24 protein-coding genes and 1 pseudogene are annotated in these 22,701 nt (G+C 59.4%); 24 read left to right on the top strand and 1 reads right to left on the bottom strand.

Annotated elements, in window-relative coordinates:
• Positions 1-32: 32 nt before the first annotated feature.
• The 9 genes from PCJ49_RS14150 to PCJ49_RS14110 all read left to right on the top strand — a co-directional run bounded on the left by PCJ49_RS14150 (position 33) and on the right by PCJ49_RS14110 (position 7,429).
• A complete protein-coding gene (locus tag PCJ49_RS14150) occupies positions 33-377 on the top strand; it encodes a hypothetical protein (RefSeq protein ID WP_269911469.1) in 345 nt (114 codons plus the stop codon).
• Entirely contained in the window at positions 377-1,675 is a 1,299-nt protein-coding gene (locus tag PCJ49_RS14145) for an NAD(P)H-binding protein (RefSeq protein WP_269911468.1), read from the top strand. Before PCJ49_RS14150 ends, PCJ49_RS14145 begins: the two co-directional genes overlap by 1 nt.
• Positions 1,668-2,138: a DUF2269 domain-containing protein gene (locus PCJ49_RS14140; RefSeq protein WP_269911467.1), complete on the top strand. Its 471-nt coding sequence runs from the start codon at positions 1,668-1,670 to the stop codon at positions 2,136-2,138. The genes PCJ49_RS14145 and PCJ49_RS14140 overlap by 8 nt, the downstream gene beginning before the upstream one ends.
• A gap of 3 nt (positions 2,139-2,141) precedes the next feature.
• The gene (locus PCJ49_RS14135; protein ID WP_269911466.1) at positions 2,142-2,735 is read left to right on the top strand and encodes a DUF4166 domain-containing protein; all 594 of its coding nucleotides are present in this window, start codon (positions 2,142-2,144) and stop codon (positions 2,733-2,735) included.
• Between the two features lies 1 nt (position 2,736).
• Positions 2,737-3,111, top strand: coding sequence for a transposase (locus PCJ49_RS14130; protein WP_269911465.1), 375 nt, complete (start codon positions 2,737-2,739; stop codon positions 3,109-3,111).
• Positions 3,112-3,412: 301 nt separating this feature from the next.
• Positions 3,413-4,552 carry a phosphoribosyltransferase domain-containing protein gene (locus tag PCJ49_RS14125; protein ID WP_089290762.1) on the top strand — a complete coding sequence of 380 codons (1,140 nt, stop codon included), beginning with the start codon at positions 3,413-3,415 and terminating at the stop codon, positions 4,550-4,552.
• 8 nt (positions 4,553-4,560) lie between these two features.
• Positions 4,561-5,304: a hypothetical protein gene (locus tag PCJ49_RS14120; protein WP_089290761.1), complete on the top strand. Its 744-nt coding sequence runs from the start codon at positions 4,561-4,563 to the stop codon at positions 5,302-5,304.
• The gene (locus PCJ49_RS14115) at positions 5,301-6,398 is read left to right on the top strand and encodes a cysteine protease StiP family protein (protein ID WP_269911464.1); all 1,098 of its coding nucleotides are present in this window, start codon (positions 5,301-5,303) and stop codon (positions 6,396-6,398) included. The genes PCJ49_RS14120 and PCJ49_RS14115 overlap by 4 nt, the downstream gene beginning before the upstream one ends.
• Before the next feature lie 68 nt (positions 6,399-6,466).
• A complete protein-coding gene (locus PCJ49_RS14110) occupies positions 6,467-7,429 on the top strand; it encodes an HpcH/HpaI aldolase/citrate lyase family protein (protein ID WP_269911463.1) in 963 nt (320 codons plus the stop codon).
• Positions 7,430-7,442: 13 nt separating this feature from the next.
• Here PCJ49_RS14110 and PCJ49_RS14105 read toward each other — a convergent pair whose 3' ends face one another.
• Positions 7,443-8,459 carry an ATP-grasp domain-containing protein gene (locus PCJ49_RS14105; RefSeq protein ID WP_269911462.1) on the bottom strand — a complete coding sequence of 339 codons (1,017 nt, stop codon included), beginning with the start codon at positions 8,457-8,459 and terminating at the stop codon, positions 7,443-7,445.
• A 365-nt stretch (positions 8,460-8,824) separates the two neighbouring features.
• On the opposite strand from PCJ49_RS14105, the gene PCJ49_RS14100 reads away from it, so the two are divergent.
• The 15 genes and pseudogenes from PCJ49_RS14100 to PCJ49_RS14030 form a co-directional block, all read left to right on the top strand.
• Positions 8,825-10,150, top strand: a complete 1,326-nt coding sequence (locus PCJ49_RS14100) for a VWA domain-containing protein (RefSeq protein ID WP_269911461.1) — start codon at positions 8,825-8,827, stop codon at positions 10,148-10,150.
• A gap of 84 nt (positions 10,151-10,234) precedes the next feature.
• Complete coding sequence (locus tag PCJ49_RS14095) at positions 10,235-10,687, top strand: TerB family tellurite resistance protein (protein ID WP_269911460.1); 453 nt, start codon at positions 10,235-10,237, stop codon at positions 10,685-10,687.
• Between the two features lie 38 nt (positions 10,688-10,725).
• Positions 10,726-11,805 (top strand): DUF475 domain-containing protein, encoded by a 1,080-nt coding sequence (locus PCJ49_RS14090; protein ID WP_269911459.1) that lies wholly within the window; start codon positions 10,726-10,728, stop codon positions 11,803-11,805.
• Between the two features lie 395 nt (positions 11,806-12,200).
• Positions 12,201-12,779: a TerD family protein gene (locus tag PCJ49_RS14085; protein ID WP_269911458.1), complete on the top strand. Its 579-nt coding sequence runs from the start codon at positions 12,201-12,203 to the stop codon at positions 12,777-12,779.
• 15 nt (positions 12,780-12,794) lie between these two features.
• A complete protein-coding gene (locus PCJ49_RS14080; protein ID WP_269911457.1) occupies positions 12,795-13,379 on the top strand; it encodes a TerD family protein in 585 nt (194 codons plus the stop codon).
• 158 nt (positions 13,380-13,537) lie between these two features.
• Positions 13,538-14,803, top strand: a complete 1,266-nt coding sequence (locus tag PCJ49_RS14075) for a TerD family protein (RefSeq protein ID WP_269911456.1) — start codon at positions 13,538-13,540, stop codon at positions 14,801-14,803.
• Positions 14,804-14,815: 12 nt separating this feature from the next.
• Positions 14,816-15,268, top strand: coding sequence for a tellurite resistance TerB family protein (locus tag PCJ49_RS14070; protein ID WP_089290751.1), 453 nt, complete (start codon positions 14,816-14,818; stop codon positions 15,266-15,268).
• Positions 15,269-15,387: 119 nt separating this feature from the next.
• Positions 15,388-15,966, top strand: a complete 579-nt coding sequence (locus PCJ49_RS14065; protein WP_269911455.1) for a TerD family protein — start codon at positions 15,388-15,390, stop codon at positions 15,964-15,966.
• Between the two features lie 23 nt (positions 15,967-15,989).
• Entirely contained in the window at positions 15,990-16,625 is a 636-nt protein-coding gene (locus tag PCJ49_RS14060; RefSeq protein ID WP_269911454.1) for a VWA domain-containing protein, read from the top strand.
• Positions 16,626-16,657: 32 nt separating this feature from the next.
• The gene (locus PCJ49_RS14055; protein WP_269911453.1) at positions 16,658-17,293 is read left to right on the top strand and encodes a VWA domain-containing protein; all 636 of its coding nucleotides are present in this window, start codon (positions 16,658-16,660) and stop codon (positions 17,291-17,293) included.
• Positions 17,294-17,305: 12 nt separating this feature from the next.
• On the top strand, positions 17,306-18,379 hold the full coding sequence (locus PCJ49_RS14050) for a TerY-C metal binding domain-containing protein (protein ID WP_269911452.1): 1,074 nt from the start codon (positions 17,306-17,308) through the stop codon (positions 18,377-18,379).
• The gene (locus PCJ49_RS14045; protein ID WP_269911451.1) at positions 18,376-20,112 is read left to right on the top strand and encodes a protein phosphatase 2C domain-containing protein; all 1,737 of its coding nucleotides are present in this window, start codon (positions 18,376-18,378) and stop codon (positions 20,110-20,112) included. The genes PCJ49_RS14050 and PCJ49_RS14045 overlap by 4 nt, the downstream gene beginning before the upstream one ends.
• Positions 20,113-20,123: 11 nt before the next feature.
• Complete coding sequence (locus tag PCJ49_RS14040; RefSeq protein ID WP_269911450.1) at positions 20,124-21,614, top strand: lipopolysaccharide kinase InaA family protein; 1,491 nt, start codon at positions 20,124-20,126, stop codon at positions 21,612-21,614.
• Positions 21,615-21,686: 72 nt separating this feature from the next.
• On the top strand, positions 21,687-22,115 hold the full coding sequence (locus PCJ49_RS14035) for an IS5 family transposase (protein WP_269911449.1): 429 nt from the start codon (positions 21,687-21,689) through the stop codon (positions 22,113-22,115).
• A 337-nt stretch (positions 22,116-22,452) separates the two neighbouring features.
• Positions 22,453-22,701 (top strand): annotated as a pseudogene (locus PCJ49_RS14030) (integrase core domain-containing protein); the annotation flags it as partial.

Genomic DNA, 22,701 nt, shown 5'->3' with positions numbered 1-22,701 from the left:
CGGTGCCGACACGGACAGAACGGAGATTGGCCATGGCCTCGCTTTCTTTGACCCTGATGGGTTGGTTCATCACGCTGACCCTGTCCTCCATCGCTGCCGCAGCCTTGTGGCGGCCGCTACTGGTGCTGCTGGGCGATCTGTGCGGCACCGAGCAGCGGTCACGCTTCTGGACCATCTGGTCAGTGGCGATGGTGATTCTGGCGCCGCTGCTGGCGGTCTCCGCCGTCGACCTGAACGGCGATGCCGTGCGCGTGCTGCGCGGCGTGGTTTTCTATGCCGTGGGTGGCATCGTGACGGCCTTGCTGGGCATGGGTTACGCCATCTGGACGCGCACGCCGCGCGGTAACGATCTGCCGATACGGCGGGAGGTGATGTGATGCGCATCCTGATCATCGGTGCCGGCGGTTTCGTCGGTCGGCACCTGCTGGCACGGCTGATGGACGGGAATGACACGGTCATCGCGGCGGGCCGCAATCCCGACCGGTTGCGTCGCCTGTTCCCGGATATGCCCACCATGGAATGCGACCTGGGCCGCGACACGGCGACCGATTGGCGTCCAAGGCTGGCCGGCATCGATACCGTCATCAATCTGGCGGGTCTGATCCGCGATGGGGCCGGCGGTTTCGATGCCGTTCATGAGCAGGGAGCCAAGGCGCTGTTCGATGCCTGTCTGGCCGCCGGTGTCCGCCGCGTTATCCAGTTCTCGGCCCTGGGTGCCGACGAGACGGGGAGCAGCCGCTATCACCACAGCAAGAAGGCGGCCGACGATCATCTGGCCGCCCTGGACCCAACCGGCCACCGCATGGACTGGGCCATCCTACGCCCGTCGCTGATCATCGGACACGGCGGGGCTAGCACAGAATTGTTTTTGGCCCTGGCCGCCGCCCCTCTGCCCCTGCGGCTAGGTTCTGGCACCTGGCGGGTGCAACCGATCCATGTCGATGATGTCATCGATGTGATCGTTCGCCTGCTGCACCGTTCCGAGCCCTTCGCCCGCCGGCTGGACCTGACCGGGCCGGTGCCGATGACGACGGATGGGATCACCCTGGCGCTGCGCAACTGGCTGAGCCTGCGCCCCGCCCCCTTTCTGCCCCTGCCCCGCGCCTTGCTGATGTTGGGTGCGGTGCTGGGGGACCGGTTCGGGCTGGGGCCGGCCTCGCGGGACAGCCTGGCCATGCTGGCAGCCGGCAATGTCGGCGATGACGGCCCGATGCGCGACATCTTGGGTCGCCCTGCGCGGGCGCTGTCGGCGGCATTGGCCCGGCATCCGGCAGTGGCGGCGGACCGCTGGCGGGCACGGCTGCTGCTGCTGGCCACGCCGCTGCGCCTGCTGCTGGCGGCAATCTGGATCTGGACGGGCGTCGTCTCACTGGGGCTCTACCCGGTGGCGGACAGCTACGCCTTGCTGGCGCCGCTGGGGTTGACGGGAATGTCGGCCGGCATGGCGCTTTATACGGGGGCCGCACTGGATCTGGCTCTGGGATTGGCCCTGCTCTGCCGTTGGCGGCCCGTGGCGGTGGGTACAATACAACTAGCCTTGATGGCCGGGTACACGATCCTGATCAGCCTGTACCTGCCCGACCTGTGGCTACACCCGTTCGGGGCGATTACCAAGAATCTGGCGGTCGTCGGCGCCACGCTGGCCATGATGGCGATGGAGGCAGAAAATGGATGAATACGTCCTGCTAAAATATGCCCATATCCTTAGCTCGACGCTGCTGTTCGGCACGGGCCTGGGCACGGCGTTCCATGGCTGGCTGGCCAACCGTTCAGACAACCTCTCGGTGGCCGCTGTGGTCAACCGCAATGTCGTCTGGGCCGACTGGCTGTTCACGACGCCAGCCGTCATCGTGCAGCCGATAACCGGCGTCTGGCTGGCCCACATCACCGGCTATCAGATGGATAGCGGCTGGCTGCTGGCCGCCATCCTGCTCTATCTGCTGGTGGGGGCCTGCTGGCTGCCCGTGGTCTGGCTGCAGATCCGGATGCAGCACTTGGCCGAGGCAGCACTGGCCGCCGGCGCAGATTTGCCGCCGCTCTATCGCCGCTATGCCGCCATCTGGTTCACCCTGGGCTGGCCCGCCTTCATTGGCGTGCTCGCCATCTTCTATCTGATGATCGCCAAGCCGGAGTTCTGAGCCATGAGCCAGCAAGACACCCCCCTCTTCCGCCGCCTGCTGGGCCCATCTATGGGCCTGCTGCCCCGGCTGATCTGCACCCTGATGGGATTACCGAAGCCTGGACGCGACGTACCGGTCACCGTGGTCTTCGACCGCACGCCCTTAGCCGAACATTGGCAACGCCGCTTCGGCGACCGCCGTTATGCCAGCAGCCTGCGGGCCGGCACAGGCGTCGAGACGGGCCTGCTGATCGAGCACATGGGCATGATCACCAACGTCTTCCGGATCGAGGCGACCATCGACACACTGTACCTGACGGTAGTGCGTTGCCGTTTTCTGGACGTGCCTATGCCCGGCTGGCTGGCGCCACGGTGTGCGATAGCGGAGCGGCAGGAGGATGGGGAATTCACCTTCGATGTACCGATAGAGCTACCGTGGTTGGGGCGCCTGATCCATTATCGAGGGCGAATTCGGAACCTGAAACGCTGTGCAACGTGCCCAGCCCAAAGCTGTCCCGCCCCAACCGCAACCGCCCGACATCGCCATCCCGGTCTTTGGCTACGCCATCCCGGTCTTTGGCTACAAGGCGCATATCGCCATCGACCGGCGGCATGAGGTGATCCGGCGCCGGCTGGTCAGCGATGCCGCCGCCCATGACGGGGCGCGCCTGCGCGAGGGACTGATCGACCCGGACAATACGGCGTCGGGCGTGTGGGCCGACACGGCCTATCGCTCGCAGGCAAACGAGGACTTCCTGCGCGAAGCTGGCAAGGTCAGCCATATCCATGTCAAGAAGCCCAAGGGCCGACCAATGTCCAATCGTACGGCCAAGGCCAATGCCCTTAAAGCCGCCATCCGCGCCAAGGTCGAGCATCCGTTTGCCATGCTGAAGGGACCGATGAAGCTCTTCATCCGCACCATCGGCATCAAACGCGCCGAAGCGACCATCACGCTGGCCGCCATGGCCTACAACATGAAACGATGGGTCTGACTCAACGGGAGAACTGCGCCCGCTTGACGCCAAAGCCGCCCGTTCGGGCGGCTTTGGGTAGGCCATGATATGCCGAAAGCTGACACCACGGTGCCGGGATACCCGATTCTGCTCCGGTCACGGCATCACACAGGGTTACCGGAGGTGTCGATCTACACTCGTCATTACAACCATAGTCGCGTACTGTCGCTGATTGAGTCTGGACCCTAATAAAAATTTCTCAATACAAAATCACAAAACCGATTCCAAAAGGCCATCTGAATGGTAATTCTGCGCATACCATGCAACCTTGAGAGCCAATGTGGTCAACACAAAAATCGAAATATCCACCCTGTCTTTGCCTGCGGGTGATCTGGAGATTGCCGTCAACCGGTCGTGTGCGCCGCTGGAGGCGCTGTGCGGATTCGCTGCCCGGCTTAATCCCAAGCGTGGTTTTCTTTTCGTCAGCAAGGTGCTGGGCCGTCATATCCCGGTACGGCCGTCCGTGATGCGCCGGACCTACCGCGATCTGTCCGCCATGGTCGCGGATGATTTGCCTGGCCCGGTCTTGTTTGTAGGCATGGCAGAGACAGCCATTTGCATGGGGACGGGCGTCTTTGACGAATGGGTGCGTCGGACCGGTCGCCACGACGCGCTGTTCGTGCATACCACCCGCTATGCGTTTGATGCAGCGCCAGCTTTTGCGTTCCGTGAAGAGCATAGCCACGCTACGGGACACAATGTTTGCGTCCCTGTCGATCCGCGCGATGCCGACCTGATGCGCTCGGCCCGTACATTGGTGCTGGTCGATGATGAAGCCAGCACGGGCAAGACCTTCGGCAATTTTGTTCGTGCCGCTGGCAGTTTTTGTGTCGATGTCGAACGTCTTGTCTGCGTGGTCCTGACAGACTGGAGCGGCGGTCGTGCGAAGACGGCGGCGGCGGTGGCGGCAGGCGTCCCTGCCGATCTGGTGTCCCTGCTTGAGGGTGAATACCGTTTCGAGCGCAACCCGGATGCCCCCACGGTCAAGATGCCGAACCTGGAGGGCGATGGGCGCTCCCGCTCGGCTGTGCTGCGTACCAACTATGGCCGCTTTGGCATCCGTAAAGACCCTTGCACCCCCGCAGAGATAGCCGACAATCTCGCTCTGCGGACCGGGGAGAGAGCCCTGGTCCTTGGCACCGGGGAGTTTGTCTGGGCGCCCTTCCGGCTGGCCGAACTGCTTGAGGCGCGCGGCGTGGACGCTTGGTGTCAGGCCACGACCAGGTCACCGATCATGGTCGGCCATGCGATCGCCAATGCCCTGACTTTTCGGGATAATTACGGCGATGGCATCCAGAACTACCTCTACAATGCCATCGGCTGTGGCTACGACCGCGTTGTGCTTTGCCTCGAAACCCCGGCGCACTCGGCCGATCCTGAACTCGCAGCGGCGCTCTCCGCTGACATCGTCTGCTTCTGAAGGCTGCCATGACCGTTTATGCCTTTGTCGACCTTGACGATTCTCTGTTCAACAGTGACCGGAAGGCCGGACCCGATCGCTCGCGGGTCGCTGCCGTCGACCGCCAGGGCACGCCGCTTTCCTTCCAAAGCGCGCGGCAGGAACGGTTCTTGTCCCATGTCCTGGGCAACGGTGCTGTGATCGTCCCGACCACCGGTCGCAACGAGGCCGCCTTCCACCGGGTCCGCCTCAGTCTAAGACACAGCCATGCGATCTGCTCCTTCGGCGGCCTGCTGATCGGCCCCGATGGAAGGCCCGAACCGCGTTGGCACGCCTTCATCTCCGCCGAGGTGGAGCGTGAACGTGCCGCCCTGGAAGGCATCCTTGACGAAATGGTCCGTATCGCCACCGCCAGGGGGGCGGATGTGCGCCACACCATCGTGTCCGATGCGGGGCTAGATCTCTACCTTTCCGTCAAACACAACGCCCATGATGAGGAATGTTTGGCAGGGGTGGCGGCGGAACTTGGACAGGGTCTGCCGGATGGTTGGTATCTGCACCTGAACGGCAACAACCTCGCGGCGATGCCGGGGTTTCTCGGCAAGGCCAGGGCGGTGCGCTGGTATCTGGACAATGTGGGTACGGATTCCACCCTGACGCTCGGTATCGGGGACAGCTTCACCGATCTTTCCTTCATGGGTCTGTGTGATTACGCGATCACCCCAACCTCCCACTCGCAGATATTCAACGCCTTGATGAAATACGCCCGATGAGCTTCTCTGGCAGCTACCTTCCTGAGGATGTGACGTTCCTGTTGAAGACCGTCGACATGCCACCAACCGAGATCGAGGCGAAGGAGCGCCTGATCCAGGCCGGTCGCCGCCATTATTCGGAAATGTTGAGTGCGGAGAGGGCACCGGACCCCGCTTATATGGACCTATTCTGGGCCGTTTTCCGACGCAACCGGAACCGTTTTGCAGCCGATATGGCAGCCCTTGCGAAGGGCATAGCGGCCCGCAAGGACGGCACGATCGCCGTCACAAGCCTCGCGCGTGCCGGAACCCCCGTTGGCGTCCTGCTGCGGCGCGCCCTGCGTGCCCTGGGTCGCGAGGTTTTCCATTACTCGGTTTCCATCATCCGTGACCGCGGTATTGATGAAGTCGCTCTCGACCGTATTGTGGCCGCACATGGTGACGGCTCCATCATGTTTGTGGACGGTTGGACGGGAAAGGGGGCCATCACGGCCGAACTGAAGCGCTGCGTGACGTCCTACAATACCTCGCGCGGTGTCGCCGTGGATCCCTCGCTCGCCGTGGTCGCCGACTTGGCAGGGGTCGCGGCCCTGTCTTCCAGCTATGAGGATTACCTGATCCCGTCCTCTGTGCTGAATGCGATCGTTTCCGGCCTGGTCAGCCGCACGGTGCTGAATGCTGAATATGTCGGCCCTGGCGACTTTCATGCCTGTGTCTACTATACCGGTCTTGAGCCGCATGACATCTCCCGCCGCTTCGTTGATGAGGTGACCAGGCCGATGTTGGATGCACTTTTTGATCCGGCCTGCCTGCCGGTCGGTAACTCCTCGGACAGGCTGGCCGACCTGCGGGCCGGTTGCGAGGCATTCGTTGCCTCCTGCATGGAACGCCATGGTGTGGCTGACCGCAATCGCATCAAACCGGGCATCGGCGAGTCCACCCGGTCGCTGCTGCGGCGTGTGCCGGAAACCCTGATCGTGCGAGAACCTGATCACCGCGATGTGGCGCACCTGATGCAACTGGCACGCGGGCGCGGCGTGAGGGTGATTGTGGACCCGACGCTGGCCCGCCCCTATAGGGCAGCCGCCATCATCAAGACCCTGGGCGAGGGCTGACCTCGAAACGAACGTCTTTCAACCATCGACCTCACCCCGAAGCCCGGCCAAGCGGCAAGGAATTCACCATGGAAGTCCAGGATAATCGCTATCTCCACCTTGGCGCGTCCCTGTATGTCCCCGCGACCCGCGGTGACCTCGTTGAGATCGGCAACCGAGAAAAGCATAAAGGCTTGCGTTCGGTTATTTTCTGCACCGAGGATGCGGTGCTGACGGATGATGTCAGTCAGGCGCTGGACATCCTGGAAAATGCCCTGCCATTGATGCAGGCCTCGCCTGGACTGCTTCGTTTCATCCGGGTGCGCAACCCCCACGTCATGGGCCGCGTGCTCCAGATGCGCGGGATCAGCAAGATTGATGGCTTCGTCTTGCCGAAGATCACGACCGCAAACCTTGGCAACTATCTGGACCAGATTTCTGGCCATGACAGCCCGTTCGTCGTCATGCCGACACTGGAGACAGCCGAGGTGTTCGACGCTGTCGAGATGCGTCGCCTGCGCGAATATATGTCCGATAGCGCCGTGCGCCCCCGCATCCTGGCGTTACGCATCGGCGGCAACGACCTGTTCAACCTGCTGGGCGTGCGCCGTCCCCCGAGCCGGACCATTTACGAGACGGTGATCGGCCATACCATTGCCATGCTGGTTTCAACCTTCAAGCCGCACGGCTTCAACCTGACGGCACCGGTCTGCGAGGCCATCGACTGCCTTAAGGTACTGGAGCGCGAGGTCGTTCAGGACCTTGATCACGGGCTGTTTGGCAAGACGGCTATCCATCCGCAACAAGCGAAGATGATCGAGAGCCTCTATGCCGTGCGGAACGAGGATGTGGACATGGCCCGCGAGATTCTGCGGTCTGATGCGCCGGCCGTCTTCAAGATGCACGGCACCATGTGCGAGCCGGCCACCCACCGCAAAGCCGCCCAAACCCTCCTGGAGCGCGCGGCCCTCTACGGCGTCACGGTCGGGCTGTCGGTGCATGAAGGGGAGTTTGATATAGGGGCAGGTCCGCGTCTCTTCGTTTCCGCCTGACGTTTCCTTGTAGTCAAAAGACTCTGACAACACCCTGGATGGGGGCAACCACGCCTGATGTGGGCAAAGGCACGTCCTCCGGTGAAGCGTCGCCCAACGCCAGCAATATGGCCCAGTAGGGCAGATGCAGACCGGTCTGGCAGCTATAAAGCGTGCCACCCGACATCCGGGGGTTTACCTCAAGAATATAGGGTGTGCCCTCGTGGTCCTTGGTCTGCACATTGACCACACCGTTGAGGCGGTATCGTTCCACAAGCGCGTGCGCGATCCGGATGGCCGCATGATCTGTTTCGATATGCTGTGTACGCCCCCGCTTCACGCGGGAAACGGCGGCGACAAGGTGCCCTTGATGCGCCACGCAATCCACACTCCGCTCCTCGCCCTCAAGCGTGCGCATAAGCATGAATGGACGATGTTTGTGCCTGCTTGCAAGCAGTCGTCGGAATTCGTTGAGACTAATCTTGTACTGGTCGTTGGAGACGAAACGGCCCCACTCATCATCGTCCTCCACGATCCGCCGAAAACCCAGCGCGAAGATCGACACAGTCGGCTTGACACACAAGGAGGGTACGAACGGGCGAAGCGTGGCCCAGGCGTCATCAAATTCTGCCAGCGTAGAAAATTCCATCCATTCCGGGATCGGCAGGCCGGTACCAGCCAGATCGCGGTAGAAAGCCGCCTTATCGTCCAACAGCGCATGGGTCACTGAGTCGCTTGCAAGCAGTGTGCGGATGCCTGCTGCGTCGAATTCCGCTTTCCGGGCCATGATGTCGGGTGCACCCTTGCCGGGCCACAACAGATCAATGCCCAACTCCTCACATTTTGCCAGGGCGTAATCGGCAAAACCACCGCCTTTATATAGATCCTCCGGTTCCACCCAGTACCGGTCGGCGAAGGCGAAACCCGGAAAGTCCGCCTCGGTGTGGCTGACCAATATCTCCAGGCCGCCAGTCCGATCAACGGTGCGGGCAATGTCCGTTACGTTCGACAGGCCGCGGCTGAACCAAACCCGCCGGCTTTGCGTGGTCATGAATATTCGCCCTTCGGTCAAATGGCAGGATGGCACATGCACACAGTCGGCCTTCTGGAGTTTTACGAAAAATCCAGAAAAACCAAATAAAAAGCACCATATGTCATAATTTTGTCCCTTTATATTTTAATATTGCAAAAATGTAAATACGATTGATTAATATCTATCAATATCATATTTTTACCACCCTGGGCATTACCCTACCGCGCATATGGCCATTGATATAGGTGCTGAAAGGGAGAGTCGATGGTATCGTTGACGAACTTTGACATTATCACACGCCTTCAAGGATATGGCGGACAGCATAGCCGCGACATTTGAACGCCACCCAAGCTCTTGATCTGGTATTAAATGAGGCTGTCTCCATGAAGGCCCTGACCCAAGGCGGCAATACTGCCATCCCCGCGTCCCATACACGCGTTACCGTCGGCTGGGCCCCGGCACGCATCGGCAATCTGGATGTGGATGCGTCCGCCTTTCTGATTAAAGCGGATGGCAAGGTCCAATCCGACGACGACATGATCTTTTATAATCAACCTGCCTCCAGGGATGGCAGCGTGAAACTGGCTGACGGCAGGTTCACCATCGACCTTGGCCAGGTGCAACCCGATGTGGTGCGGATCGCGTTCGCCATCACGATCCATGAGGCGGAGGGTACCGGCCACAGCTTCGCTGAGGCCAGCGCCGCCTTTATTGAGGTCGAAAACGTGGCCAGGTACGATGCTGCGACCGCTGGCATGTCCGAGACGGCGCTGATCATCGGTGAGCTCTATCGCCGGGGCGGCGAGTGGAAAGTGAAGGCCGTTGGCCAGGGCTTCGTGGGGGGACTGGCACCTCTGGCGCGCCATTTCGGCATCGTTGTGGATGAAGCCCCGATCCCGCCCCCGGTCCCCGATGCCACCCCCCTGTCCAAAGCCGGTGCCAGCCGGGTAAGCCTTGAGAAAAGGCTTGTGAACCTGGAAAAAAAAGATCAGCAGCTCGTCAGTTTGATCAAGAAGGTGCAGGTCAGTCTTGAAAAGAAGCGGTTGGTCACGGATCGGGCCAAGGTCGCCCTGGTGCTGGACATTTCCGGTTCCATGCGCAGTCTCTACCGATCTGGCAAGGTCCAGCACTTTGTCGAGCGTGCCATGGCGATTGCCTATCGCTTTGATGATGATGGCGAGATTGATGTCTTTCTGTTCGGGGCACGCGACCATCATTACGGCTCGCTGAACGTGGACACCTATCGTGGCTTCGTTCCCGCCATGCTCGGGCAGTACAATCTGGAAGGCGGAACCAGGTACGGTCAGGTCATGCGCCGGATACGAGCGTTTTACGCCAGCCAGTCGGATTGGGGCCAGATGCCGGTCTATGTCATGTTCCTGACGGATGGTGGCACAGAGGATCGCGCACTGTCAGAGAAGATGATCGTGGAGGCATCCCGAGAGCCCATCCATTGGAGTTTCATTGCCATTGGCGAACGGCCTGCAGGTGGCCTCTTGGAACGGGGCAAGAAATCCGGTCGTCTGCCGCGTGGCTTTGATTTTCTTGCTTATCTTGACGATATGCCGGGACGGCTGGTGGATAACGCGAATTTCTTTGCCGTGGACGATCCATCCAAACCGAGTGACGAGGAAATTTTCGAGCTCCTGATGGAGGAGTTCCCGTCCTGGCAGGAGGCCGCGCACGAAGCTGGTCTCTTTCGCGGCTGACTAAACACCCCCTACAAAGCGGTCGCTTGCCAAGAGCCAGGTGGCCGCTTTGTCTTCACGCCCAATGCCAAAAAGGGAAGTCCCATGAGCTTTTGGAACAAGCTGAAAGCCAATGCCGCCTCCATTCAGAAAGGGTTGGCCGATGAAGTCACCAAGTTCAAGAATGATGCCTTCATGCATGCCGTCACAGCGGGCTGTGCGATGATGGCGTCGGCCGATGGGGAGATCTCATCGTCGGAAAAGCAAAAAATGGTCGGCTTCATTCAGAATTCCGATGCCCTGAAGGTCTTTGACCTTCAGAAGGTTATCACCAGTTTCAATGCCATCGTCACAAAGTTCGAATTTGACCGGACCATCGGCGAGGGTGAGGCGCTTGCTCTTGTCTCCAAGATCAAGGGCAAGCCCGAGGCCCATATTGTCGTCGCCGTTGTGCTGGCGGTCGCAAATGTGGATGGCAATTTTGACCCGAAGGAACGCGAGGTTGCACGCAAAATCGCTTCTGCTGCCGCCGTCGATCCCGCTGAATTCAACATTTGATATCCGGTTACCAACCGGTCTTCTCTACAGGAGCCGAAATGTCATCCAAGCCTACGCTCAGCTATTTCAACTGGTCCTTCGCCTTTACAATCCTGGGTCTGCTCGCGGGTGCTTGGCTCGGTTATAATGCTACCGGCACCGTCGCCGGCGCGCTCGGCACCGCGTTTATCGTGGCGGTCCTGTGCGTCCTGGAAATATCCCTGTCCTTTGACAATGCGGTCGTGAACGCGACCATCCTGAAAGACATGAACGCGGTCTGGCGCCGCCGTTTCCTGACCTGGGGGATTCTCATCGCCGTGTTCGGGATGCGTATCATCTTCCCACTGCTTATCGTTGCAATCGCGGCCAGCCTCGGCCCGATCGAGGCCGTTACCCTGGCCATCAACGAGCCGGAGCGCTATGCCCAAATCCTGACCGATGCCCATGTCGGCATCGCGGCTTTCGGTGGCACTTTCCTGTTTATGGTCGGGCTGAAATTCTTCTTCGATGCAGAGAAGGATACCCACTGGTTCCACGTCCTGGAAAGCCGCCTTTCCAAGGCAGCCAGCATTGAATCCATCGAGATCATCATTGTCCTGCTCGCCATCTACGTGCTGAGCCTGTTCCTTGGCGATCATGCCCATGAGTTCATGGTGGCCGGGGTGCTGGGGCTGCTGTGCTTTCTTGCGGTCAAGGGCGTTGGTGCCGCCATGGAGGCCAGCCAGGAGACCATGGAAGGTGCGTACAAGTCGGGGGCTGCCTCCTTCATGTATCTGGAACTGCTGGATGCCAGTTTCTCGTTTGACGGTGTGATCGGCGCGTTCGCCCTTTCGAACAACCTGTTTGTCATTGCCTTGGGCCTGGGGGTTGGCGCCTTCTATGTCCGTTCCATGACCATCATGCTGGTGGACAAAGGCACATTGGCGGAATACCGCTATCTGGAGCACGGCGCCTTCTATGCCATCCTGGCGCTGGCGGGCATCATGTATGCCCAAACCTTGACCCACATTCCCGAGGTTCTGACCGGTCTGATCGGTGCGACCTTCATCGGCCTCTCTGTATGGTCTTCCATCCGCCATAGCCATGCCGAGGCGGCACTTACGCCGTCTGAGAGCAGCGAGACGGGTACTGCCGCTTAGGCAGGTCGGTTCATCGGCGCAGGCTCAGTACAGGCGTCGTGCGCTGGGAAACATGGCGCTGCGCCTGTACCCGGATGTCCTGACACTGAATCGACGTTGTTCGATCGTGGATTGCCACCGCCAGTCGAAGGGCGGTGGTGCTCTCAAGCCGCTCAGCGCCCCACGGGGCAAGCTGGTCCCGTCCGTCCAGACAAGAGGGGAAGATGAAAATTATATAATCTACTTCAACGCGTATGTCGCTTGACTTTATTACCTTGTTTGCGAGACGCTGGCGCCGAATTTTCTGCTACCATCTGCCACTTACCGCAATGGGACAGGTTTGGGGGAGAATGTATCGGAATTAATTCTGTTTATTATCCAAGTTACCGTTTCAACGACAATATCGGAGCGATCTAATGGCCGTTTCTCTGTCCAAGGGGGGGAATGTCTCCCTGAGCAAGGAGGCCCCGGGCCTTACCGCCATCATTGTTGGCCTGGGTTGGGATGCGCGGGTCACCGACGGTTCCGCCTTTGACCTGGACGCCTCGGTATTCCTGCTGGATGAAGGCGGCAAGGTGCGCAGCGATGCCGATTTCATATTCTATAACAACAAGACTTCTGTCGATGGTTCGGTGGTCCACCAGGGCGACAACCAGTCTGGTGTCGGTGAGGGGGACGACGAGACCGTTGTGATCGATTTGTCCAAGGTGCCCGCCGATGTCCGTAAGGTCACCTTTTCGGTTACGATCCATGAGGCAGAGGCCCGCCGACAGAATTTCGGACAGGTTTCCAACGCCTATATCCGTGTTCTGAACAAGGCCGACAGCAAGGAAATCGCCCGTTACGACCTCTCCGAAGATTACTCCACGGAGACGGCGATGATCTTTGGTGAGATCTATCGGAACGGTGCTGAGTGGAAGTTCAAGGCTATCGGTCAGGGTTTTGCTGGTGGCCTGGGGCCGCTGGCCAAGAATTTCGGGGTTAATATCGGCTAAGGTAAGGGGATCGGGATGTCCGTCTCTCTCTCAAAAGGCCAGAAGGTCAGCCTCTCGAAAGATGGCGCCTCTCTGACACGCATATACATGGGGCTTGGCTGGGACGTGGCCAAGAAGGGGGGGCTGCTTGGCGGGCTGTTCGGTGGTGCGCCCGATAATATCGATCTCGACGCCTCCTGCCTTGTCTTTGACGAATCCGGCAAGCTGGTGGCTGAAATCTGGTTCCGTCAACTCAAGGGGATGAACGGCGCCATTATTCATACGGGTGACAACCTTACCGGCGCCGGCGACGGCGATGACGAGACCATCAAGGTCGACCTGTCGAAGTTGCCAGCTAGCGTCAGGGCGCTGGTCTTTACCGTCAATTCCTTCCGCGGACAGACCTTCGACAAGGTGGCCAACGCCTATTGCCGCGTGGTTGACGAGGTGTCAGGGAAGGAACTGGCGAAATTTTCTCTCGGTGAATCGGGCGGTCATACCGGTTTGGTGATGGCGAAGATCTATCGCCACAACGGGGAGTGGAAGATCCATGCGATCGGCGAAAAGACGATCGGTCGCACCTTCCACGACATGATGCCGGCGATTCAGGCCGCCCTTTAACATCTAATCCCGAAGAGGTTACCCCGATCGGGACGGAAGCGGCAGGTGACTGCCGCTTCCGCGCATATGGCTTCTCGCTGAGCCCATCGATGATGAGCCCGGTGATTTGTAATTGTCGCGGGGAATTGACAAAAGAGATCGCGTAAGGGGATAGGGGAATGGGTGTGGCTGTTCTGACACCAGGCGCGAATGCGGGTATTCCGTCTGCCCCCCGCGTTGTTGTTGCGGTCGGGTGGAACCCGAAATCCATCGCAGGGATGGAGATTGATGCCTCCGCCTTCATGGTCAAGGCAGATGGAAAGGTGCCGGACGACGCGCATTTCGTCTTCTATGGCTCTCAATCCTCACCGGATGGTTCTGTCCGGTTTCAACCCTCCCCCCAAACGGGTTCCCCGGCCGATATGCAGGTATTTGAGGTCGCGTTGACCCAGGTACCCTTGGTTGTGGACTCCATTGATATCTGCGTCACCATTCACGAAGGTCAGGCGAGGGGGCAGAGTTTCGGCAGCCTGAACGGCATGTTCGCCCGTCTGCTGGACCCTTCCACAGGTGAGGAGGTTGCCCGTTTCGACCTGCCTGTGGCGGGGATGAAGGAGACGGCGATCACCCTTGCCAAGGTCTATCGCCGGAATGGCCAGTGGAAAATCCGTGCTGTCGGACAGGGTTTCAGCGGTGGGCTGGCACCGCTGGCCCGTCAGTATGGCGTCGATATTGCGGATGAGCCGCCGGCATCATCATCGCCTGCTCCCGTGCAAGCAAAACCACCTGCACCGCCGCCGCCCCCACCGCCGGTGGTCAAGCCGATCAGCTTGACCAAGGTGACGCTGGAGAAGCGGGGGCAATCCGTCTCGCTGGAGAAGAAGCCGGGCGAAAGCTTTGGTGAAATCATCTTCAATCTGAACTGGAATCAACGACCGGAGAAAAAGGGCGGTCTGCTAGGCGGGTTGTTAGGGGGCAACAAGGGAATCGATCTGGACCTCGGCTGTCTCTGGGAACTGGAGGACGGCTACAAAGGTGTGGTCCAGGCACTTGGCAATGCCTGGGGGAATTATCAAGACGAACCCTTCATCAAGCACGCTGGCGATGATCGTACCGGGGCCATGGCTCAGGGGGAGAATATCCGCATCAATGGCGACAAGCTGGCGAAGATCAAACGCATACTTGTGTTCGCCTTCATTTATGATGGCGTGCCGAACTGGGCTGCCGCCGATGGTGTCGCCACTGTGAAGGTACCGGGCCAGCCCGATATCGAGGTCCGGCTCGACAATCCGACCTCTGGCCAGGGGATGTGCGCCATTGCCCTGATCGAGAGTGACGGGGGCAAACTGAAAGTCACCAAGGAAGAGCGCTATTTCCGGGGGCATCAACCCATGGATAAGGCCTATCACTGGGGTCTCCGCTGGGCAGCCGGCAGCAAGGATTGAAAGGGAAGAGCAATGTCGTTCACGGATTGGCTGAAGAAGAACGTCACCGAGGCCCGCGAGGCTCTCAACACCGAAATCACCAAGTTCAAATCGAAGGATTTGCTGGAGGCGGTTGTCGCGGGTAGTGCTTTGGTTGCTTATGCCGACGGCAGCATCACATCTGAAGAAAAGCAGAAGATGATGGGTTTTCTGCGCACGTCCGACCAGTTGAAGGTCTTCGATTCCGGGGACGTCATCAAGATTTTCCAGAAATATGTGGAGAAGTTCGAGTTCGACGCAATGATCGGTGTTGGCGAGGTGATGCAGGCCGTCGGCAAGTTTCGCGGCAAACCACAGGCCCAACTGGTTGTCCGTGTCTGCTGCGCAATTGGCGCTGCTGACGGCAATTTCGATGAGAAGGAAAAGGCAGCCGTCCGTCGCATGTGCTCCGAACTCGGCCTCTCCCCTTCCGACTTCAACCTCTGAGTGGAGGGATTTGGAAGTCAGCCTGGGTGCACGGTCGTGCGATGCCCTCTATGGGCGCATCATCGCACGGCCACCCGCCGGGCCGCATTCCTACTTATAGATAGACATAGAGGAAGACCATGACCATTTCTTTGAGCAAAGGCGGTAATGTCAGCCTGTCCAAGAGCGAACCCGGTCTGAAGCGGATTTTGATCGGACTGGGCTGGGACGCCCGTTCCACCGACGGTGCCGATTTCGACCTGGATGCCTCTGCGTTCCTACTCGGTGCCAATCATAAGGTGCCGGACGAAAAGGCCTTCATCTTCTACAATAATCTGAAGTCTGCTGACGGGTCGGTCGAACATACCGGTGACAACAAGACTGGTGCCGGCGAAGGTGATGACGAGGCGATCAAGGTCAATCTTGGCCTTGTTCCGACAGATATTCAGACCATTGCCATTATCGTGACCATCCATGATGCCGAATCTCGCCGGCAGAGTTTCGGACAGGTCCGAAACGCCTTCATCCGTATCGTCAATGATGAAACAGATAAGGAAATCGCCCGCTATGACCTATCGGAAGATTATTCAACCGAGACGGCGATGACTTTTGGAGAAATCTACCGACATAATGGGGAGTGGAAGTTCCGGGCCGTCGGTCAGGGCTATGCAGGCGGGCTGGCCGCCATGTGCGGCCAGTACGGAATCAACGTGGGCTGACCAGAATAGCAGGAGAAAAGCCAATGCGTCGTCTTCCCGTCTATCTGGTTCTTGATGTCTCTGGCTCCATGCATGGAGAGCCCATCGAAGCCGTCCGCAACGGAATGCAGATGCTGGTCAGCACCCTGCGAACCGATCCCTATGCCCTTGAAACGGCCTACCTCTCGGTAATCGTGTTCGACAGCAAGGCCCGCCAGGTTGTGCCGCTGACCGAACTGATGGCGTTCCAGCCCCCAACCTTTGATGCGGGTTCCACCACTTCCCTGGGCGATGCCTTGAAGGTAACGAAGGAATGTATCGAGCGGGAAGTCAAGAAGACCACGCCTGAGGAGAAGGGCGACTGGAAGCCGCTTGTCTTCATCATGACCGACGGCCAGCCGACCGATGACTGGGAAAAGGGCCTGATCGAATTCAAGCAGGTGAAGACTGGCATGGTTATCGCCTGCGCCGCCGGCCCACAGGCCGATACCACGGTGCTGAAGAAGATCACCGAGGTGGTGGTGTCGCTGGATACGGCTGATAACAGCACCATCGGAGCTTTCTTCAAGTGGGTGTCTGCCTCCATCTCTACCTCGTCCAAGAAGGTTGATCTCACCAAGTCCGACTCCAGCGAGATCAGCGAGCTTCCACCGCCGCCGCCCCAGATCACCCTGGTCTGAGCAAAGCTGCCTGAGGAAGAGGGGAGGGACGCGTGCGAAGGCTTCCTGTTTATCTGCTGCTCGACACGTCCGGCTCGATGCGGGGAGAGCCGATTGAAGCCGTCAATACGGGTATCAGGGTCATGGTCAGCGCTTTGCGCCAGGATCCGCACGCCCTGGAGACGGTGCATGTCAGCATCATTACGTTCGATGCGGACGCAAAGGTACAGGTGCCGCTCACAGCCCTGGACGAGCTGCAGGTGCCCGTGATCACCACCCCTCAATCCGGCCCCACCCATCTGGGGCTAGCCTTGGAAACCCTGGGAGCGCGCATTCGCCAGGAGATCAGGCATACCACGGTGGAAGAGAAGGGGGACTGGGCCCCCTATCTATTCGTGATGACCGACGGCAAACCGTCGGACACCCAGGTTTTCGAAGAACAGTGCCCCTGTATTCGGTCCATCGGGTTTGCCAGCATCATCGGCTGTGTGGCTGGCCCGAAGGCGCGCAAGGAGGATATCCAGCCCCTCTGCGATCATGTCGTGTCGCTGGACACGATGGACAGCGCCGGCTTCACCAGCTTCTTCAAATGGGTAACCGCCGCAATTTCGGGGGGGAACAGATCGATGGGGGCGGCCGGCACCGCTGCCTTGCCGCCGCCGCCGCCCGAAATCCAGGTTGTCCTGTAAGGGGAACCGACGATGCGCCGCTTGCCGATCTTTTTTCTTGTTGATGTTTCAGAATCAATGGTCGGGGAGAAGCTCTACAAGCTTGAGGAGGGGATCGGGGCGGTTGTCTCCACCCTCCGCAAGGATCCCTATGCGCTGGAGATGGCATTCCTCTCGGTGATTGCCTTCGCCGGGAAGGCGAAGACGGTAACCCAGTTTACCGAACTCTTCGCCTTCCATCCACCGGAACTGCCGGTCGGCGGCGGTACGGCCCTGGGGGCGGCCCTGTCGCACCTGATGGATGAAATCGACCGCACCGTCGTGACCACGACGCCCGACCGCAAGGGAGATTGGCGGCCCATCATTTTCCTGCTGACCGACGGGTACCCGACGGACAATGTGACACCCGCCCTTGAGCGCTGGAACCGCTCATACCGGCACCGGGTGGGTTTGGTGGCCATATCCATCGGCGGTGGGGCTGATCACACCCTGCTGAAGCGGCTGACCGATGATGTGGTCGTTTTCAACGACAGCGCGCAGGACGCGTTCGCCCGTTTCATCCGCTGGATATCCATGTCGATCCAAAGTCAGAGCCGGAGCGTCAGCGCAGGGCAGGATGGCAAGGTCAACCTGGCCAAAGCCGAACCCGGTCTGCTGGTGCCCGTGGAATCGGCGGCGGGCTTGGCCCCCTTTGCCGGGGTGGATGATCGCTACGCCGTGTTTGTCGGCAAATGCGCCAAAAAGAAGCTGCCCTATGTGGTGAAGTATGAACGGCATATGGGGCGGATGGAGGCGTCGGACCCGGTTCTGGCCAATTTGCTCAAGACCCGCCGCTATGCCCTGGATACGGCTGTTCCGGTGAAGCACAGCTATTTCGACCTGTCGGATACGGTCGGCAGTGGTCAGTCCGTCTATTCCGAGGATCTGATCGGCCAACCCAACTGCCCGCATTGCGGCGCGCGCTTCGCCATGGCGGTCTGTGGCTGCGGGAAAATTCATTGCGTGGAGGGCGAGGGCGAACAGACCTGCCCCTGGTGCGACAAGATCGGGATATATGGCACGGCGGAGGCCGGTGACGGTTTCGATATCGGACGGGGGCGAGGATGACCGACGATTTCAAGTTCCCCAGCACCATCCGCGTCGCGATGGCTGATTTGGCCAGCATCGTTACTGAGGAAAAAGTCCCGGACCCGGGGGATGGTTACCGCGACTTCTTTGGCCTGCCGCCGGAATTACGTCGTATTCTTTTTGTTCTTGATCGCATTGCCATCAACCGGCGTCGGAAGCAGTTGGAGGAACGGACTGCGGTTGCCGACTCGCGAATCCCCGAGCCTGCGGCCCCACAGGCTCCTTCGGTTCTTCAACCCCCGTCCAAATCCGTTTTCTCTTCCGGTCATGAACTTCAGAAGTATGTGCCGACTGAAGAGTTCGACGCCCCCTCCCCTTCTTTAAAGGCTCCGATGACCACGCCTACGCCTCCCCGAGATCCGGTGGCCAAAGCTGCACCATCCTCTGTCCAGCCCGCCCAAGAAACACCGCCGGTTCCGGCCCCATCCATGGACACAGCACGTCCGCAGGCCGCTCCAGCCGGTCCTGTCTCCCAACCGGAGGGGGCAGCCCGCCCACCAGCCTCTGGGAACCCGACCATATCGCCCATCGAAATGGTCAAGAAGACGGTCTATCTGAAGAATGCCAGGGCCAATGAAGCCTATGAGGGCGCAGTCGAGATTGAGGGGTTCAAGGATATTAAACTGGAGAATGCTGGTGGCTCCGGATTGACCCTGGACCCAGTATCCGGACTTTTGAAGGGGACGCCCGCGACCAGCGGCGACTTCGTCATCCGCCTGCTGGGGCTCTTCCATGGCAAGCGCTGCGAGGTCACAGCCAACCTTGCGGTCATCGCCGATCCCAAGTCGCTGTGGGTTTCGAAGGATAGCGACCGCAACGACTCGTTCTGGAAACCCGACCAGGCCTTCCGCCGGATTGAAGGCGATCTGCTCTGTGTGGCGGCCAGCAAGCGTGGACGCTCCCACGCCAAGGATGGTGGCTTTCGTGACGATGATTTCGGTCTCCTGGCCCATGGCCCGGGGGGCTGGCATATCGCGGCGGTGGCTGATGGTGCCGGTAGTGCCAAATACTCCCGCCGTGGTTCCAAAGTTGCCGTCGACTGCGTGCTACAGGGCCTTCCCGGTCTGCTGGATGAACATCTCACCCCACATCTGGCCAAGCTTGTCCCCGCCCATCAGCAGGGTAACCCCGACGCGACCGGGCAGATAAAGAGCCAGCTTTATCAGTCGCTGGCCACCGCCGCCTTCCAGGCGGCCAAAGCGATTGAGGAAGAAGCTGCCTCTCACGACGCGAAAGCATCCGCCTTCTCGACCACTCTTATCGTGGTGGTGGTTCGGCAGATACCGGGAGGTTGGTTTATTGCTGGCTTCTCAGTTGGTGATGGTGGGGCGGCAGTATTCGATATCCGGGACGGTTCCCTGACCCCACTCACACTTCCCGACAGCGGTGAATTTGCTGGCCAAACCCGCTTCCTCCAGAGGTCGGAGTTCGCGGGTGGGTTCGAGGAGGTAGCGAAACGGATATTCTTTGACGTCCGCAAGGAGTTCACGGCCATCGCTCTGATGACCGATGGCATCTCCGACCCGAAGTTCCCGACCGACGCCGTTTTCGCCACACCCGCCAGATGGGCGACATTCTGGAACGACGATCTGGCAAAGGCGGTCGATTTCTCCCGCACGAATAATGCGATTGAAGCCCAATTCCTGGAATGGCTGGACTTCTGGTCCCCCGGAAATCACGACGACCGGACCCTGGCGATCCTGGTGCCCTGAAGGAACATGGCATGACCATTGTTAAGCTCACCACCCTTGATGGGCAGCAGGTTGAATATAATGATGTCATCATCGGCCAGGGGGGCATGAAGGATGTCTATTTCAGCCCTGACCGCTCCTATGTCGTCGCCTTCTTCCGTGACCCGCTTGATTTTCAAGGACGCGAACGCCTGAAATCCATCGTCGGCACCTATCGTGAAGGCATTTTTGCAAAGGAAGGCGGGGATTACTGGCGGGATTTATATTGCTGGCCGACTAGTATTGTTGAAAAGGACGGCCGGATGGGGATTGTCGCGCCGGCCTACAAGTCACATTTCTTCTTCGCCCATGGGTCGGTCAACAATGACATGTTGGGTATCAGGGGTAAGGAAAAGGAAGGAAAGTGGTTCGCCAGCGCCTCCAATCGTACCAAATTTCTTGCCCAGGAGGAAAAGGGGTCATGGCTGACCCATCTCCGGATTTGCCTGATGATCAGCCGGGCGGTTCGTCGCCTCCATGCGGCCGGACTCGCCCATTCGGATCTTAGCTATAAGAACGTGTTGATTGATCCGACTACCGGCAATGCCTGCGTGATCGATATTGACGGCCTAGTTGTCCCCGGCCGCTTCCCACCAGATGTCGTCGGAACGCCGGACTTTATCGCCCCCGAGGTGATCGCCACCCAGCATTTGGACAAGAGCGACCCCAATCGCAAGCTGCCATCGGTATTGACTGACAGGCACGCTCTTGCAGTCCTGATCTACATGTATCTGTTCTACCGCCACCCTTTGCGGGGCGGGAAGGTCCATGACATGGATGCGACTAAGGATGAGGAACTGGCAATGGGTACCAGGGCTCTGTTTGTCGAGCATCCCACCGACGCCAGTAATCGGGTAAAAGCCGTTCAGCTTTCCAAAGCCCAGTTACCCTGGGCTGATCCGTCCACCATGCCCTATACCATCGCCGGGCCGCTGCTAGCCGATCTGTTCCGGAAGGCGTTCGTCAACGGCCTGCATGATCCTCAGAACCGCCCGACAGCTTCGGAGTGGGAGAATGCCCTGGTGCGCACCATTGACATGATCCAACCCTGCTCTGCCAAGTGCGAGATGGGTTGGTATGTGTTCGACAACAGCACCAAGCCAAAATGTCCCTGCTGCGGTACTGTTTATCAAGGAAAACTGCCGGTCCTGAATCTTTATTCCAGCCGGCACAGCGGGACCTACCAGTCTGACAACCACCGGGTTATGGTCTGGGACGGGCAGTCCCTCTTCTCCTGGCACGTCAACCGCAAGATTTTCCCCAATGAGCATCTGCTGCCTGATCAAAAGAAGCGGGTGGGTTATTTCCAGCGCCATCAGGGGGACTGGTTCCTTGTGAACGAGGGGATGCCCGAGATGTACGATGTCATCGCCAAGAAGGACGTGCCGATCGGCGGACATGTGAAACTGACCGATGGCAGTCAGCTTCTGCTGTCCCGTACCGACGGTAGCAGATTAATCCAGGTACAACTTGTGAATGGCTAGGCCCTGTTGACAAAGGTCTTTCCAAACGTTCTGTGACGTGATTCAACGCTGACCTTTACCGGAGGTCAGTTGATGCGCGGTGACGTTACAGACGCGGAGTGGAAGATCATCGGTTCGCTGTTGCCGGCCGAACGGGGTCGGGGCTGCCGCCCCGCCCATGACAATCGTCGTTTCCTGAACGGGATGCTTTACGTTCTCCGGGTTGGCTGTCCATGGCGCGATATGCACGAGCGATATGGCAAATGGAACTCGGTCTATGTGCGGTTCCGACGGTGGGCGGAGCAAGGCGTATGGGACGCCTTGCTCCAGACACTGGTCGATCTCGGCTTGACCGACGACTGGCAGCATATGATCGACAGCACCACCATCCGGGGGCACAGTCAGGCCGCCGGCGCAAAAGGGGGACCCATAAGGAAGGCTTTGGTCGAAGCCGCGGCGGCTTTACGAGCAAAATCCACGCCCGTGCGGACGGTCAAGGACGTCCTCTCGGCTTTATCCTGACCGGAGGAAACGCGTCCGATTATGAGGCCGTCCCAGACCTGTTTGACCTGGATGTTCCCAAACCCAAGCTGATGTTGGCTGACAAGGGCTATGACGGTGACGACGTCAGGCAGAACCTGCTCATCCACGGCATCCTACCCGTTATCCCCTCAAGGGCGAACAGGCGTGAGCCCATCCCGCATGACGTCGAAAGCTACAAAGACCGAAATCTGGTCGAGCGCATGTTCAATCGCCTCAAGCAGTTCAGGCGTATTGCTACCAGATACGACAAAACCGCCATGTCATTTCTCGCCTTCCTTAACATCGCCGCCGCAAAACTATGGTTGCCATCCTTTGTCAACAGGACCTGGCCCTGGTGGCCGACACCTCGCTATCCGGCAAGCGGGTGGCGCGGGAGTTGGACGCGCTGATCGCCACACGCGGCAAACCGCTGATGATTGTCAGCGACAATGGCAGTGAGTTTATTTCCAGGGCGATCCTGGCCTGGACGCAAGCCAATGGGGTCGAATGGCATTACATCCAGCCCGGCAAACCCACCCAGAATGCGTTCGTGGAAAGTTTCAACGGACGCTTGCGCGATGAATGC

The sequence above is a fragment of the Niveispirillum sp. BGYR6 genome, assembly GCF_027568365.1.
Lineage (GTDB): Bacteria > Pseudomonadota > Alphaproteobacteria > Azospirillales > Azospirillaceae > Niveispirillum.
Note: the sequence above shows the minus strand (reverse complement) of the source record. Positions and strands in the feature narration are given on the sequence as shown.

What these genes read in the sequence shown, in the direction of transcription:
- PCJ49_RS14065 (WP_269911455.1), top strand. Translation starts at nt 15,388, where the DNA reads ATGACCATTTCTTTGAGCAAAGGCGGTAATGTCAGCCTGTCCAAGAGC.
- PCJ49_RS14080 (WP_269911457.1), top strand. Translation starts at nt 12,795, where the DNA reads ATGTCCGTCTCTCTCTCAAAAGGCCAGAAGGTCAGCCTCTCGAAAGAT.
- PCJ49_RS14100 (WP_269911461.1), top strand. Translation starts at nt 8,825, where the DNA reads ATGAAGGCCCTGACCCAAGGCGGCAATACTGCCATCCCCGCGTCCCAT.
- PCJ49_RS14095 (WP_269911460.1), top strand. Translation starts at nt 10,235, where the DNA reads ATGAGCTTTTGGAACAAGCTGAAAGCCAATGCCGCCTCCATTCAGAAA.
- PCJ49_RS14115 (WP_269911464.1), top strand. Translation starts at nt 5,301, where the DNA reads ATGAGCTTCTCTGGCAGCTACCTTCCTGAGGATGTGACGTTCCTGTTG.
- PCJ49_RS14035 (WP_269911449.1), top strand. Translation starts at nt 21,687, where the DNA reads ATGCGCGGTGACGTTACAGACGCGGAGTGGAAGATCATCGGTTCGCTG.
- PCJ49_RS14105 (WP_269911462.1), bottom strand. Translation starts at nt 8,459, where the DNA reads ATGACCACGCAAAGCCGGCGGGTTTGGTTCAGCCGCGGCCTGTCGAAC.
- PCJ49_RS14150 (WP_269911469.1), top strand. Translation starts at nt 33, where the DNA reads ATGGCCTCGCTTTCTTTGACCCTGATGGGTTGGTTCATCACGCTGACC.
- PCJ49_RS14090 (WP_269911459.1), top strand. Translation starts at nt 10,726, where the DNA reads ATGTCATCCAAGCCTACGCTCAGCTATTTCAACTGGTCCTTCGCCTTT.
- PCJ49_RS14045 (WP_269911451.1), top strand. Translation starts at nt 18,376, where the DNA reads ATGACCGACGATTTCAAGTTCCCCAGCACCATCCGCGTCGCGATGGCT.
- PCJ49_RS14075 (WP_269911456.1), top strand. Translation starts at nt 13,538, where the DNA reads ATGGGTGTGGCTGTTCTGACACCAGGCGCGAATGCGGGTATTCCGTCT.
- PCJ49_RS14050 (WP_269911452.1), top strand. Translation starts at nt 17,306, where the DNA reads ATGCGCCGCTTGCCGATCTTTTTTCTTGTTGATGTTTCAGAATCAATG.
- PCJ49_RS14085 (WP_269911458.1), top strand. Translation starts at nt 12,201, where the DNA reads ATGGCCGTTTCTCTGTCCAAGGGGGGGAATGTCTCCCTGAGCAAGGAG.
- PCJ49_RS14040 (WP_269911450.1), top strand. Translation starts at nt 20,124, where the DNA reads ATGACCATTGTTAAGCTCACCACCCTTGATGGGCAGCAGGTTGAATAT.
- PCJ49_RS14135 (WP_269911466.1), top strand. Translation starts at nt 2,142, where the DNA reads ATGAGCCAGCAAGACACCCCCCTCTTCCGCCGCCTGCTGGGCCCATCT.
- PCJ49_RS14070 (WP_089290751.1), top strand. Translation starts at nt 14,816, where the DNA reads ATGTCGTTCACGGATTGGCTGAAGAAGAACGTCACCGAGGCCCGCGAG.
- PCJ49_RS14120 (WP_089290761.1), top strand. Translation starts at nt 4,561, where the DNA reads ATGACCGTTTATGCCTTTGTCGACCTTGACGATTCTCTGTTCAACAGT.
- PCJ49_RS14140 (WP_269911467.1), top strand. Translation starts at nt 1,668, where the DNA reads ATGGATGAATACGTCCTGCTAAAATATGCCCATATCCTTAGCTCGACG.
- PCJ49_RS14145 (WP_269911468.1), top strand. Translation starts at nt 377, where the DNA reads ATGCGCATCCTGATCATCGGTGCCGGCGGTTTCGTCGGTCGGCACCTG.
- PCJ49_RS14110 (WP_269911463.1), top strand. Translation starts at nt 6,467, where the DNA reads ATGGAAGTCCAGGATAATCGCTATCTCCACCTTGGCGCGTCCCTGTAT.
- PCJ49_RS14060 (WP_269911454.1), top strand. Translation starts at nt 15,990, where the DNA reads ATGCGTCGTCTTCCCGTCTATCTGGTTCTTGATGTCTCTGGCTCCATG.